Genomic DNA, 13,577 nt, shown 5'->3' with positions numbered 1-13,577 from the left:
CAAACGCAATATCCGGTGGCCCCCAAACCTCCAAATACTCAGACGGGCCAAGCCCAGCACTTCATCGCCTATGACCCTGACGCCAACTGGCAGTTTTACGTCTACCCAGAAGGCACGATTTCGCTGATGCCCACGCCGGTCATCTCCCCCAAGCCGCGCCCCAACCCGATCCCCGAGGCATACCACGCCGCCCCCGCCGAGGAAGAAACAGTGATCGACCACACCATCGTCGTACCGCGCAAGGCAGCGCGGCCGACTCTGCTCGTGCACGTCGAAGGCGCAGGAGCGCTGCGCGCTGAACCGCCCATCGTGCTCGGCCGCAGGCCCAAAGAGATTGCAGGGTACACAAGCGTCACGCTTGTCAGCCCTGGCCGTGAGTGCTCGCGCACGCACGCCCTGGTCGACGTCGATGACGAATGCCGCTTGATCGTCACCGATCAAGACGCAGCAAACGGCACCGAGGCCGATGGAACGCCCCTCGCACCACACACGCCGACCGTTGTTCCCAACGGTGTGCGTTTGCAGCTCGGAGACGCCGCCGTGCGAATCGAGGCGTACCCGCCGAATCAGTCACCCGGAGGCAGCGCCACGGCAACGGCTGTCGCATCACACAAGGAGGAAGCATCATGACCGCTCATGCCACTACCGAAAAGGACGGCTCAGCAATCGTCACGCTCAACGGGCAGCCCCAGAAGGTCATCGGGGCAAGCCTCGAAGACGCCCGCCGCAAGGTCGCAAGTCTCGTAGTGGAACACGCGGCCGCAACCGGCGAGGTAGTCGAGTTCATCACGACCGAACCAGACTTGGCTCTGTTGCAAAGATTGGCGGCAGTCAGAGGTAGGCTGTCGCTCTGCGCCGATCAGGCGGCTGCTGCGAAATGGTGGTTGAGCATGCCCATGGCCTCCGTCAGCGCCGAGGGCCCAATGCCAAAAGCTCTCTCCACAAGGCGCACCTCGCCCCTGATGCCGGGCTGCAGGCACCAGGGGCGAGCCTGTCCTTTGCGCAGGGCTCGCATGACTTCGAATCCCTTGATCGTGGCATAGGCCGTGGGGATCGATTTGAAACCGCGCACCGGCTTGATCAGTATCTTGAGCTTTCCGTGATCGGCCTCGATCACGTTATTGAGATACTTCACCTGCCGGTGGGCCGTCTCCCGGTCCAGCTTTCCTTCGCGCTTCAATTCGGTGATCGCTGCACCATAGCTCGGCGCTTTGTCGGTATTGAGCGTGGCAGGCTTTTCCCAGTGCTTCAGGCCTCGCAGGGCCTTGCCCAGGAACCGCTTCGCTGCCTTGGCGCTGCGGGTCGGCGACAGGTAGAAATCGATCGTGTCGCCCCGCTTGTCGACTGCCCGGTACAGGTAGGTCCACTTGCCCCGCACCTTGACGTAGGTTTCATCCAGGCGCCAGCTCGGATCAAAGCCACGCCGCCAGAACCAGCGCAGCCGCTTCTCCATCTCCGGGGCGTAGCACTGGACCCAGCGATAGATCGTCGTATGGTCGACCGAAATGCCGCGTTCCGCCAGCATTTCCTCAAGGTCGCGATAGCTGATCGGATAGCGACAATACCAGCGCACCGCCCACAGGATCACATCACCCTGGAAATGGCGCCACTTGAAATCCGTCATCGTTCCGTCCGTCCAATCTCCGCCAAGCATGCTCAAGCTTCACGATTTTTGCAACAGAGCCCGGACGTCTGCTCGTGGTGGGCAATGGCGCGTCGCTTGCGCCCGCGCAGTCGGTAGCTCTGAACTTTTTGATGAGCGGGCGCGTGTGCGAAAGCCCCGTCGACATTGTTGCGCAGCACATCGCCGCCAAACTACTCAAGCCGGGCGATGTGTGTCTTGCGGTGAGCGACAGCGGTATGAATCACTTCACGCTACGTTCGGCGCAGCTCTCGGTCGAGTCTGGCGCCACGGTGATAGGAGTAACAAGCTACGGTGGCTCCGAACTTGCGAAGGTCGCCGACCATGTATTGATTGCAGGTGCGGGATTTCATGACTGGAACGGCAGCTTCGTAACCTGAAACATCGTGCAGATGTTGTTGCTGTCGGCGTTGCATGCGGTTTCGCTCGAGGGGCTGCCAAGCACGATTGCTGCGCAGCACGCATCGATCGCCGAGGCCAAAACCATGATTGTGCTGGGTGATGACGGTCAGGGCGACACCGCAGGAGCGAATTCAGCAGACCGGTAGCTGCTGTTCTTCGTTTCATTTCCTTCCGTTCACTCTCGCGGCCCAGTCTGTAATCAAGCGTTTCCTGCGTTCCGAAGTTCAGGAAACTTGATTCCATGGGAGGTGGCTGGTGGCTCGGCTTGTACTCAATCAGATCTCGCGAGAATTCGGTGACTTTACCGCAACAGATCGCATTACCCTCGACATCGCAGACGGTGAGTTTCTGGTGCTGCTTGGGCCTTCGGGCTGCGGCAAGACCACACTGCTTCGCATGATTGCCGGGTTGCTCGAACCGACGAGTGGCAGCCTGGAAGTCGACGGTCGTGACATCACAGCGTTACCCGCGCGCAAACGTGACCTTGCGATGGTGTTTCAGAGCTACGCGCTCTACCCCCACCTCTCGGTCGAAAAGAACCTTGCCTTCCCGCTGCGTGTGCGCAAAACCCCGAAAGATGAAATCTTGCGACGGGTACGCGCTGCGGCTGAAGCGGTCGAGATCGACCATCTGCTCGACCGCAAGCCCAAAGAGCTCTCGGGTGGGCAGCGTCAGCGCGTTGCGCTTGCCCGCGCGCTTGTGCGCGAACCCAAGGCTTTCTTGATGGACGAACCGCTCTCGAACCTCGATGCGAAACTGCGTACTGCGACTCGGCGTGAGCTTGCCGCGTTGCACCGCAAGCTGGGTGCCACCTTTGTTTATGTCACTCACGATCAGGTCGAAGCCATGACTATGGCGACGAAGATCGCCCTGCTGAATCGCGGACGCGTCGAACAGTACGGTACGCCGGAAGAGCTCTACGACACCCCAAGCTCGGTGTTCGCTGCTGGGTTCCTCGGGTCGCCGGCCATGAATCTTCTCGACGCCACCCTCACTACGACCGCGGGTCATATCTCGGCATTTGCGCCAGGAACAGAAGCGGTGCTCTGGGCAGGTGAGACCCCTGAGCGGGACATCGTGATGGGCGTACGCCCTGAGCATCTCTCGGTGTTTGCCGGTGGTTCGGCCGAGGCGGTGCCGACCGCCGGCGTTGCCTTGCGCGGCACGGTCGAACTCATTGAGAACCTTGGCCGCGAACAACTCGTGCACTGTCGCGTTGGCGAGCACCGCGTCACGGCTGCCTGCGCTCGCGAAGAGACCTGGCAGCTTGGCGACCTCGTGGTGCTCACCGCGCCGGTGTCTCGTGTGCACCTTTTCGATCGGGAGAGTGGGCGACGCCTTGAGTGGAGCCCGACAGACGCGCGAAGCGCGGAAGACGAAAATCCCGCACGCATCAACCTGCCTCTCACACCCCCTATGTCAGCTGTATCGCCCCTTGAAAGGATCCACATTTCATGAGATTCCGTCGTTCACTCGCCGCTGGCGCCTGTGCCATTATCGCGAGCGTCGCGCTTGCTGCCTGCTCATCAAGCGGCGCCTCCACCGAATCGGCAGCGGAGGTCGTGCCGAAGCTCGGCACTGATGAGCAAGTTGAGATTGTCTTTGAGAGCTATAACCTGACGCAGGCCGGGGTCTGGACCGACACGGTCAACCAGCTGATCTCTGAATTTGAAGAGGCAAACCCCAACATCACCGTGAAGGCGCAGCCCACTCAGGGTGCGGCTGCGGCATCGGGCAACTATGTCGGCAGCGTGCAGACACAGCTGCTCGCCGGAAAGGCGCCGGATGTGGCACAGCTCACGTTCGATGCGCTTGAGTACTCTGCCACGCAACTCGGCGCGAAGCCCCTTTCGGACATCGTGGATGCCGATGAACTCGAGGCTCACTTCGGTGGCGAGAACCCGATGCACCCCAACGCAAAGGTGCTCGCTGACTGGGACGGCAAGACATATGGCATGCCGTATGTCTTCTCGACACCGGTGCTCTTCTATAACGCCGACATGTTGCAGGCCGCCGGCGTCACCGGCACCCCCGATCTCAGCAGTTGGGACAAGGTCGAAGAGGTCGCTGCGCAGGTCTCGGCGCACACCGGCAAGCCATCGCTCGATGTGAACTGCACTATTAAGGGCGGTGGATGGTGCATGCAGGGCCTGTTCAAATCGAACGGTGGCGAGGTGCTCTCTGAAGATCGCAGCACAATCGGTTTTGGATCGCCCGAGGCAGTTGAAACAGTTGAGCGATTCGCTGAAATGAGCGATGCAGGCGTGCTTCGTAGCGCCGACTGGAATGCACAGATAGAGGGTCTCGCCAAGGGTGACGTCGCGATGAGCCTCACCTCTTCAGCATTGCAGGGCATGTTTATGCAGGCAGCCGATGCGGGCGGTTGGACCCTCTCGGCCGCAGCAATGCCCGCCTTCGGTGATCAGGAAGCGGTGCCGACGAACTCGGGCTCAGCGCTCTTCGTGCTCAGCGACGACCCCTCCAAGCAGCGTGCCGGCTGGGAGCTCATCAAGTTCCTCTCAAGCGATCGAGCTTACGAACTCATTTCGAGCCAAATTGGGTACCTGCCGTTGCGTACCGGTCTGGTCGAAGAGGGCGGCGCGCTGCACGAGTGGGCGCAGCAGAACCCGCTGATTGAGCCGAACCTCGCGCAGCTCGATCGCCTGCAGCCTTGGGTTTCGTTCCCCGGTAACAGCTACGTGCAGGTTGACGATATTCTCTCCACCGCCATTGAAGAGGTCGTCTACTTCGGTAAACCCGCAGAGGCCACGATGACTGACGCTGCTGAACGTGCCCAGGCTCTGATCGGTTAGGGATCAACATGAACTCCATCACAGTGCCGCTTGTGGCCGGTCGTGCGCTCGACATCGAGGGCACCTACAATTTCCGCAGCACCGCGGGTTATGAGGCGACTGCGGGAGTGATCCGGCCACACAGCCTGCTGCGCTCAGACGCGCTGCACCGGTTGAGTGCCAATGGAATCTCGCAGTTTGCTGCGCAGGGCATTGTGCGGGTCATCGACTTGCGCGATGCCACAGAGCTGCAATCTTCGCCGAGTGTGCTCACTGCCGTCGAGGTCGTACACCACCCGATCTTCGCGGGAGCGGCGATGCCGAGCGGAGCCACGGTTCCCTCGCTTGAAGAAATATATCGCCTGATCGCCACTGAACGAGTGACCGCGCTGGTCGGTGCGGTGCGCCTGATCGCCGAAGCACCTGAAGGTGGGGTGCTCGTGCACTGCACCGCTGGTAAGGATCGCACGGGCATGGTTGTCGCCACCGCGCTCACCGCAGTGGGCGTGCCACGTGAGCAGGTGCTTGCCGACTATGCCGCGAGCGCCGAGAATCTCGCGGGCGAGTGGGCGAACAGCATGCTCACGGCCTACGCAGGCCGTATCGCCGGCCCGGTTGATGAGGCCGTGCGTGAACTCGTCAGCGCAAGCCCTGCCGAGGCGCTCGACTCGGCGCTCGAGGTGATCGATGCGCAGTATGGCGGAGTTGAGCCCATGCTGCTGAATAACGGCCTCGATGCTGTGGGCCTTGAACGGTTGCGCAGCCGACTTGTGGCCTGACCCAGGTCATCCGAACCCTCAAAAAGATTGCAATGAACACCGAAAGGCACTGACATGACTGCTACACAGCATCCCCCAGTCGAACACTTCATTCTGCACATCAGTGACACGCACTTCGTCGGCGGCGCCGATAGATTGCACGGCTCAATCGATAGTGACGCGAACCTCGCCCGTCTGTTCGAGGATTTTTCACGCAGTAAGGCTCGCCCTGAGGCGATCGTCTTTACCGGCGACCTCGCTGACACGGGCGACACCGACGCCTACGAGCGTCTGCGTGCCATTGTCGAACCTGCAGCAGCACAGATCGGCGCGCAGGTGATTTGGGTTATGGGTAACCACGACACCCGCACCCCGTTTCGTAAGGTGCTGCTTGACTCTGATGCGGGCGAGAAGAGTGTCGACACAGTTACTGACGTGAATGGTCTGCGCGTTATCGCGCTCGACTCGACGGTGCCGGGCCACCACCACGGTGAGATATCAGATGAGCAGTACGCTTGGCTGGCCGATGTGTTGGCAACCCCCGCGCCTCATGGCTCGGTGATTGCGCTGCACCACCCTCCAGTGCCGTCGCTTATCGAACCGAACGCATTTGTCGAGCTGCGCGAACAGGCGCGGTTTGCCGAGGCAATTCGCGGCACTGATGTGCGCGCGGTGCTCGGTGGGCATCTCCACTTCAACACCTTCAGTGAGATCGGCGGTGTGCCCGTGTCTGTTGCTTCTGCGACTTGCTACACGCAGGATCTGAATGTGGAACCCGGTGGTATGCGTGGTCAGGACGGCGCACAAGGGTTCAACCTCGTGCATGTGTACGGCGACCGTGTCATGCACACGGTTGTTCCGATCGGCGAGTTCTCAACCGTGTATGAGGTGAGTGCTGATCAGATGCAGGCTTTGGTTTCGCTGCCACCAGAGGAAGCGAGCGCAGCGATGACGAAGGGCGTGGGGGCTTCCGCTTCCGTAGAGCCTGAATTCGCTTAGTCTCCTGGCTTCCGGGGCCGTGCGGAAGTTCAGCACGGCCCCGGATCCCCGCAGGCCCCATTTTCCAGCAGAACGGATCTACGGTTGTTCACCGAGGTACTAGAACCCCAGCTTTCGCCCGAAACCCGTGTCGTACCAGACAGGGTATCTGCGCCAGTGAAGGGCAGGGCACGTCCGGTTAAGCGACGTCGCCCCGCTCGCACAGAGCGCTTCACGATCACCCCTTACCTCTATGTGCTCCCAGCCGTCGTGCTGCTCATCGTGTGGACGTATGCTCCACTCGTGCAGACCTTCGAGCTGTCGTTTTACGACTGGAACCTCATTCCGACCCAGCCGAAGATTCCGGTTGGGTTGGAAAATTATGCGACCGTGTTGAGTCTGCCTGAACTGCATCAGGCGCTCTGGAACACGGTGATCTACATCAGCGCCTTCCTATTACTTTCAGTGGCGCTGCCCGTCGTATTTGCGTTGATTGCCCGCCGGGTTGCGGGTCGGGCAAAGACTATCTACCAGGCGCTCATCTTCGTACCGTTCCTGGTGACACCGGTCGCCACAAGCGCGATCTGGCGCTGGATGTTTGCACCAGAAGGCGGCACGATACCTGCCATCGCGCGCACACTCGGTATTGAGATGGGCAATGTCTTTCGAGACCCTGACTCGTCAATGCTGGCCATCATTGTGATTGTCGGCTGGCAGATGCTCGGCTTTGGTGTGCTTGTGGTTTCTGCGGGACTCGCCGGAATTAGCCCTGACTACGGACATGCTGCCGCCACTGACGGTGCGACTGAACGACAAATCACCTGGCGGATCACGCTGCCGCTGCTCTCGCCCTCATTGGTGTTCTTGGGCCTCATGACGATCTTGCTTTCGGCGCAGTGGACCTTTCCGATCATTGACCTCGTCACGCAGGGCGGCCCGAGTAACTCGTCCACAAACATCTATTACTTGCTCTACCAGTTCGGTTTCCGCAACTTTGATGCGGGGCTCGCGGCCGCGGCCGGCACACTCTTCTTTATTGTGTTTGGTCTCATTGCGCTCCTCTTTGTCGAGCTCTCAGAACGACTGAGCTTTCACGACAACTGAGCCCCCGCACTCGACACAAAGGATTCACGCATGACGTTCACGCTTGTCGCTTCGCAGCACGACGCCACCCTGCAGGGCGCGACCAAACCGGGGAAGGCTGACGCGGCGCAGAAGAACACCGGGCAGAGTCGCTTTGATGCGGCCCGGGCCGCATCAAAGGCACTCTCGCGGGTCCGTACCCGCCGCCGCATCGGCAAAGTTCCGGCATTCATATTACTCACGGTGCTCGCGATCATCTCAGTTTTTCCGATCTACTGGATGTTCGTCACGGCGTTCCGGCCTGCTGATCAGATGCTCTCGTCGAACCCGCTGCCCGGTCCGTTCAGTCTCGAGAACTTCGAATACGTGTGGAGCACTATCCCGATCATCGGCATGCTCGCCAACACCTTCGGGATGGCACTCGGGCTTGCGGTCGGTCAGCTGTTTATCGCGCTCTTGGCCTCATATGGTTTCGCGCGCTGGTCGTTTCGGGGGCAGAAGATCCTGTTTCTGCTGTTCGTCGGTTCGTGGCTTGTGCCATTCCAGGTGACGATGATCCCGAACTATGTGTTGATCTCGCAGATGGGGCTCTTGAACACGGTGATTGGAGTCATGATCCCGCAGCTCGCCGCCGCATTTGCGGTGATGTTGCTGCGTCAACATCTCGAATCATTTCCGCGCGAACTGCTCGAGGCATCGGATATGGATGGTCGTGGCCCGTGGCGCACACTGTGGGAAGTCGTGGTGCCGAACTTGCGCCCGGCCCTCGCGGCTCTCGGCATCATGCTGTTTATCAGCGCTTGGAATGAATACCTCTGGCCAGCGCTCATCATGCAGCAGGGGGACGCGCTTATTCAGGTGGGCATTCGCGGCTTCCTCGGGGCTGAAGGCAACAACTGGGGTGCGGTGATGGCTGCGAGCGCCATGGCTTGTCTGCCGATCCTATTGATTTACATCTTCTTACAGCGCTATGTAGTTGATGCCTTCGTGCGTTCGGGGTTGAAATAGGACTTGCCTCAATGTAACGAATGGTAATGGCACACATTACGTTACTGAATGTTTCAGGCGTGCTGGGCAAGCCGCAAATTTCGTCATAGCCTCGACCCCATGCCTCACACAACCCACTCCGTTGCATCGCATTTCACCGTCGGCGTCGCTCTCGACGGCGCCGGCGTTCATCCCGCAGCCTGGCGCGAACATGATGCCGACCCCCACACGCTATTCGCACCTGACCACTGGCAGCGCCTGATCGGCGTGCTCGACGACGCCGGCGCTGACTACGTCAGCGTCGATGACTCACTGGCGCTGCAGCATGTGGGCTTGCACCGCGAACCTCACGGTCCCGAATCGTTTGGCACCGCTGCACCGTATCCGTTCACAGACCGTGTGGCAGGCCGCCTGGACGCCCTGCTGCTGCTCAGCTGGATCGCCCCGCTCACTCACAGTATTGGCCTCATCCCCACCGTCACCACGACTCACACTGAGCCCTTCCACGTCGCAACAGCGTTGCAAACACTCGACCACGTCTCGGCGGGTCGCGCCGGCTGGCAGTTGCGCATCTCACCGAGCGAGGCTGAGTCCACCGCATTCGGTCGTCGCGCTGCGCCCGATGTCGATACTGCCGCGGTGCTTGCGGGTGATGACGATGCAGGCCTGAACGAACTACTCGCTGAAGCCGCCGACGTAGCAGAGGTCGCGAGCAGGCTCTGGGATAGTTGGGAAGACAACGCCATTATCAGGGACACTCACACCGGTCGTTTTCTCGACAGGGACCAACTGCACCACGTGCGATTCGAAAGCGAGCGGTTCTCAATCGCAGGCCCCTCGATTGTGCCGCGCTCGCCGCAGGGCCGACCGCCCGTCACCCTGCTCGCGCATTCCGATGCCGTCTACCGGCTTGCTGCCGAGGCGGCGGATGTTGTCTTCGTGACCCCGGAACCGCAGAGCGCCCGTGGCGGGGCCTCGTACGGGCGCACTGCCGCAGAGATCGTGGCTGCTGTGCGCAAGGCTGAGGATACGGCTGCCAGGGGGCGCACAGAAGGGCTTGAAGGCGAACAACGTCAAGGAGGCCTTGCGCCCTTGCGCATCGTCGCCGATCTCATTGTGGCGTTCGACGGTGCCTCTGTAACCGGTGCCCCTGAAACTGGCGCCGCTGTAACGAAAGCTACCGAAACTGGTGCCGCGCGCATCGCGAGACTCGACGCAGTCGGCCCGCGGCTCGAGGGTGATGCCCGTGTGGCGACCGGCACAGCAGCGCAGATCGCCGACGTTATAGCCGAGTGGCGAGACGTGGGCATCGAGGGCATCCGTTTGCGCCCGCTGGCCCAGCCATTTGATGTGCGTGTGATCGCAGACGAGCTGCTGCCTGAGCTACGCCGTCGGGGGCTCGCGAACATAGTCTCGCACTCCGCTTCTGCTTCTGCTTCTGCTTCTGATTCTGATTCGGTTCATGACGTCGAGTCGCAGGGTACTCAGCTATCGCTGCGCGAGCGTTTCGGGCTCGGCGCAGCCCTCAATAGATATGCAGCCAATGCAGCCAATGCAACCAATGCAGCAGCACAACATCAGGAGGTCGCAGCATGAGCGCAACAAATCAGGATCACGGTCACGGTCAGAAGCAAGGCGGCAAACGACAGGTGCACCTGGTTGCTCACTTCCCGGGCGTCAATAGCCAGACTGTTTGGAGCGACCCGCAGTCGGGCAGCCAGATCGACTTCGAATCTTTCCGGCGCTTCGCTCAGACCGCCGAACGCGGGTTTTTCGACTATGTCTTTCTCGCTGAAGGGCTGCGCATGCGCGAACACGGCGGTGAGATTCACGACCTCGACGTCGCGGGGCGACCTGCCACTCTGCCGATTCTCGCAGCGATGGCATCGGTCACGGAACATATTGGCGTTGTCGGAACTCTCTCGAGCACGTTCAATGAGCCATACGAGCTTGCGCGACAGCTCGCCACGATTGACCAGCTCTCGGGTGGCCGCGTGGGTTGGAACGTCGTGACCTCGTCTGACGCATTCCACGGCGGCAACTTTCGCCGCGGCGGGTACCTCCCCTACGCTGAACGCTACGAACGTGCGACGGAATTCGTCGAGGTCGCAAAGAAGCTGTGGGCCTCGTGGCAACCCGGCGCGGTGACGGCGAACGCTGAGGGCGGCAACTTCATTGATCCGTCGCTCGTGCACAGCGTCACCCATGCCGGTAAGCACTTCGACATCACCGCCACCAGCACTGTGCCGCGCAGCCCGCAGGGGTATCCGGTCATCGTGCAGGCGGGCGATTCGCCGGCAGGCCGCGACTTCGCTTCGCGTCACGCCGAGATTATCTTCTCGCGGCACAGCGAATTTGCAGAAGGCCAGCGCTTTTACAGCGACGTGAAAGGCCGCTTACCGGCGGTCGGCCGCGACGAGAATGGGCTGCTAATCTTGCCTGCCGCCACCTTTGTGCTCGGCGACACTGACGCCGAGGCACGCGATCGTGCGCGTGATATTGCCTTCCAGCAAATCAGTGAGCCCACAGCGCTCGCCTGGATCGAGGCCGTCTGGGGGCAAGACCTCCCGGGCCTCGACCCGAACGGCCCGCTGCCTGAGATTGACCCGGGTGACGGCATCTTGCGCGAGGGGCAGCACAACCCGCAGCTCATCGACCGCATTTCGAATGCGCGCAGGCTACGCGAACGCGCCAAAAGCGAGGGGCTCACCCTCCGCGAACTCGTGGTCAAAGAAACTGCCAACCACACCTTTGTGGGCACCCCCGAATTTATTGCGAATGAGATCGACCGGCACGTGCAGGGGCGAGCCTCTGATGGTTTCGTGCTCGTGCCGCACCTCACGCCGGGCGGGCTCGATGAGTTTGTCGACCGCGTGGTGCCAATGTTGCAAGAACGCGGCGTGTTCCGCACTGAATATCCTGGACAGCAGACATCTGCTGAGCGGTCAGCTCGGCCTTCAACGCTGCGTTCGACCCTGCGTGAAACTCTCGGCCTGCCCGCTCCGCCGGCCCTGCCACACGATGTTGCTGCAGTTGAAGATGAGGTTGCCGCAGGTATCGCTGATCCCTCGCCCAAAATACAGGTGGCGGCATGAGCCACAGTCTTGACACGGGCTACGAATTTGCCTACGTCACGTACCATGACCCGATCGCTGCACCTTTGCTGAAGGACCTCGAGCGTGAGTACGACGAGCGATACGGCATTGACATCATGGGCGAACCCGCCATTGCGGAGATCGAACGTTATCCGGCTGAGCGTTTCGCACCGCCGCTTGGTGCCTTTCTTGTGCTGCTGCATGAGGGTGAGGCCGTATCGGGCGGCGCGTTCATGCCGTACGACGAGGCAACGGCCGAGGTGAAACGGGTCTGGACGAGCAGCGAGCGGCGCGGCCAGGGTCTCGCCCGCATCGTGCTCGCCGAACTCGAACGCGAGGCCGCGCGACTCGGTTATGCACGCATCTACCTGACCACCGGCCCGCGCCAACCCGAGGCCCGGGCCTTGTACCTCGCCACTGGATACACGCCGCTCTTCGACACCGACCTTTCAGGAGATGAGATTGGAGGCCCGCTGCCGTTTGAAAAGCTGCTGCCTTCGGATGCCCAGCGTGCTGAGGGGCGTGCAGCCGAGGTCTCGGAGTCGGCGGCGTGATCGAAGCAGGTGCTGGCGGAGCTGGCGTCGGTGCAAGTGCAAGTACAAGTGCAAGTGCTGTTGGTGACGCTGATGCTGTGCGCATTGTGGGGGTCGGCGCTGGGCCAGCAGGCATCATGATGCTCGAACGCATGCTCGCGAACCACGCCCGCGACTACCCGGGCCTCAAGCTCGATATCCGGCTGGTTGATCCGTATGAACCGGGCGGCGGGCGCATCTGGCGCCGCACCCAATCTCCGCTTCTGAAGCTCAACACGATGCTGCGCGATGATTCCGTATTCACCGATGCATCCTGCGAAATCGATGGTCCCATCTCGCCGGGCCCTTCACTCTCCGATTGGATTGCAGAGGTACGCGCGGGGCGCATCGCACGGCCTGACTGGTGGGATGACCTGCTCGAGCGTGAGCTACGCGAGGTCACACACGAGTCATTCCCGACTCGGCGCCTCAACAGCGCCTACCTGGGATGGGCTTATCGCGAAATTATCGCGCGCGCCGCGCCGGGGGTATCGGTGCAGTGGGTGCAGGATCGCGTCATCGCCGTCGAGGAGCCCTTGAATCGGCCGGGCGACCAATCTACACCGTACTTCGTACGCCTCGAATCAGGAGCCTCGCTCGAAGCTGATCTAGTGCTGCACACGATCGGACACAACGGGTCGGAGCCCTCGCCGAAGTCTCAGGAGCTTGCTGATTTCGCCGAGCGACAAGGCCTCAGCTATGTGCCACCGGCATTCACTGCCGACGCCGACTTCGACTGGGTGATGCCCGGCGTTGACGTCATCGTGCGTGGCATGGGTCTCGCCGCCGTCGATCTCGTCGTGCTGCTCACCGAGGGGCGTGGGGGCAAGTTTGTGCCCGACGGAGAGAAGTTGCGCTATCTGCCAAGTGGGCGTGAGCCGGTGCTGCATATTGGTTCGCGTCGTGGCGTGCCGTATCGATCGAAAGTAACGACGCAGCAGCTTGGTGACACGACGAGGCTCGAATACCTGGGCGTCGCATTTCACGAGAGTGTCGCGGCCTCGCAGATGTCACTCGACTTCGACGCCGATGTATGGCCACTAGTCGCGGCCGAACTGCTCACTGGCTACTATCGCGAGCTGTTTACGGGGCATCCCGAGCTGGTTCGGGGTGAATGGGGCGTCTTCGCGCGCGAACAGCGTTCGCACCCTTATCGCCCGGCACGGTGACATGCTCGCCAGCCAGGCGAGATAGACCAGCATCTTCCGCGAGTCGCATCACCGGCACCACCCCGGCAGCCGACTGGCCTGCTGCGGTGATCTCGGACG

The 13,577-nt window shown here is 61.4% G+C and carries 14 protein-coding genes; 13 read left to right on the top strand and 1 reads right to left on the bottom strand.

Going from position 1 to position 13,577, the window contains the following annotated elements:
- On the top strand, positions 1–630 hold a 630-nt coding region (locus G6020_RS03915), incomplete at its 5' end, for an FHA domain-containing protein (RefSeq protein WP_182609721.1).
- A 229-nt stretch (positions 631–859) separates the two neighbouring features.
- Here G6020_RS03915 and G6020_RS03910 read toward each other — a convergent pair.
- A complete protein-coding gene (locus G6020_RS03910) occupies positions 860–1,624 on the bottom strand; it encodes an IS6-like element IS6100 family transposase (protein WP_001389365.1) in 765 nt (254 codons plus the stop codon).
- A gap of 44 nt (positions 1,625–1,668) precedes the next feature.
- On the opposite strand from G6020_RS03910, the gene G6020_RS03905 reads away from it, so the two are divergent.
- The 12 genes from G6020_RS03905 to G6020_RS03850 all read left to right on the top strand — a co-directional run bounded on the left by G6020_RS03905 (position 1,669) and on the right by G6020_RS03850 (position 13,478).
- Positions 1,669–2,022: an SIS domain-containing protein gene (locus G6020_RS03905; RefSeq protein WP_347238303.1), complete on the top strand. Its 354-nt coding sequence runs from the start codon at positions 1,669–1,671 to the stop codon at positions 2,020–2,022.
- Positions 2,023–2,028: 6 nt separating this feature from the next.
- Positions 2,029–2,190, top strand: a complete 162-nt coding sequence (locus G6020_RS03900) for a hypothetical protein (protein ID WP_182609719.1) — start codon at positions 2,029–2,031, stop codon at positions 2,188–2,190.
- Positions 2,191–2,299: 109 nt separating this feature from the next.
- Positions 2,300–3,502, top strand: coding sequence for a sn-glycerol-3-phosphate ABC transporter ATP-binding protein UgpC (locus tag G6020_RS03895; protein WP_182609718.1), 1,203 nt, complete (start codon positions 2,300–2,302; stop codon positions 3,500–3,502).
- A complete protein-coding gene (locus G6020_RS03890; protein ID WP_182609717.1) occupies positions 3,499–4,857 on the top strand; it encodes an ABC transporter substrate-binding protein in 1,359 nt (452 codons plus the stop codon). The genes G6020_RS03895 and G6020_RS03890 overlap by 4 nt, the downstream gene beginning before the upstream one ends.
- Positions 4,858–4,865: 8 nt before the next feature.
- Positions 4,866–5,615, top strand: a complete 750-nt coding sequence (locus G6020_RS03885) for a tyrosine-protein phosphatase (protein ID WP_182609716.1) — start codon at positions 4,866–4,868, stop codon at positions 5,613–5,615.
- A 54-nt stretch (positions 5,616–5,669) separates the two neighbouring features.
- On the top strand, positions 5,670–6,593 hold the full coding sequence (locus G6020_RS03880) for a phosphodiesterase (RefSeq protein WP_182609715.1): 924 nt from the start codon (positions 5,670–5,672) through the stop codon (positions 6,591–6,593).
- A 282-nt stretch (positions 6,594–6,875) separates the two neighbouring features.
- Positions 6,876–7,676 carry a sugar ABC transporter permease gene (locus G6020_RS03875; protein WP_347238302.1) on the top strand — a complete coding sequence of 267 codons (801 nt, stop codon included), beginning with the start codon at positions 6,876–6,878 and terminating at the stop codon, positions 7,674–7,676.
- Between the two features lie 30 nt (positions 7,677–7,706).
- Positions 7,707–8,663, top strand: a complete 957-nt coding sequence (locus tag G6020_RS03870) for a carbohydrate ABC transporter permease (protein ID WP_182609714.1) — start codon at positions 7,707–7,709, stop codon at positions 8,661–8,663.
- 99 nt (positions 8,664–8,762) lie between these two features.
- On the top strand, positions 8,763–10,238 hold the full coding sequence (locus G6020_RS03865; protein ID WP_182609713.1) for an LLM class flavin-dependent oxidoreductase: 1,476 nt from the start codon (positions 8,763–8,765) through the stop codon (positions 10,236–10,238).
- Positions 10,235–11,737 (top strand): NtaA/DmoA family FMN-dependent monooxygenase, encoded by a 1,503-nt coding sequence (locus G6020_RS03860; protein ID WP_182609712.1) that lies wholly within the window; start codon positions 10,235–10,237, stop codon positions 11,735–11,737. The genes G6020_RS03865 and G6020_RS03860 overlap by 4 nt, the downstream gene beginning before the upstream one ends.
- Positions 11,734–12,291, top strand: coding sequence for a GNAT family N-acetyltransferase (locus G6020_RS03855; RefSeq protein ID WP_182609711.1), 558 nt, complete (start codon positions 11,734–11,736; stop codon positions 12,289–12,291). The genes G6020_RS03860 and G6020_RS03855 overlap by 4 nt, the downstream gene beginning before the upstream one ends.
- Positions 12,288–13,478 (top strand): FAD/NAD(P)-binding protein, encoded by a 1,191-nt coding sequence (locus G6020_RS03850; protein WP_347238301.1) that lies wholly within the window; start codon positions 12,288–12,290, stop codon positions 13,476–13,478. Before G6020_RS03855 ends, G6020_RS03850 begins: the two co-directional genes overlap by 4 nt.
- Positions 13,479–13,577: the final 99 nt, after the last annotated feature.

It is taken from the genome of Dietzia sp. B19, assembly GCF_014145155.1.
GTDB classification, from domain to species: domain Bacteria; phylum Actinomycetota; class Actinomycetes; order Mycobacteriales; family Mycobacteriaceae; genus Dietzia; species Dietzia natronolimnaea.
Note: the sequence above shows the minus strand (reverse complement) of the source record. Positions and strands in the feature narration are given on the sequence as shown.

Excerpts from the sequence above, each read along its gene's own strand:
- G6020_RS03910 (WP_001389365.1), bottom strand. The coding sequence starts at position 1,624 with ATGACGGATTTCAAGTGGCGCCATTTCCAGGGTGATGTGATCCTGTGG.
- G6020_RS03890 (WP_182609717.1), top strand. The coding sequence starts at position 3,499 with ATGAGATTCCGTCGTTCACTCGCCGCTGGCGCCTGTGCCATTATCGCG.
- G6020_RS03885 (WP_182609716.1), top strand. The coding sequence starts at position 4,866 with ATGAACTCCATCACAGTGCCGCTTGTGGCCGGTCGTGCGCTCGACATC.
- G6020_RS03880 (WP_182609715.1), top strand. The coding sequence starts at position 5,670 with ATGACTGCTACACAGCATCCCCCAGTCGAACACTTCATTCTGCACATC.
- G6020_RS03870 (WP_182609714.1), top strand. The coding sequence starts at position 7,707 with ATGACGTTCACGCTTGTCGCTTCGCAGCACGACGCCACCCTGCAGGGC.
- G6020_RS03865 (WP_182609713.1), top strand. The coding sequence starts at position 8,763 with ATGCCTCACACAACCCACTCCGTTGCATCGCATTTCACCGTCGGCGTC.
- G6020_RS03860 (WP_182609712.1), top strand. The coding sequence starts at position 10,235 with ATGAGCGCAACAAATCAGGATCACGGTCACGGTCAGAAGCAAGGCGGC.
- G6020_RS03855 (WP_182609711.1), top strand. The coding sequence starts at position 11,734 with ATGAGCCACAGTCTTGACACGGGCTACGAATTTGCCTACGTCACGTAC.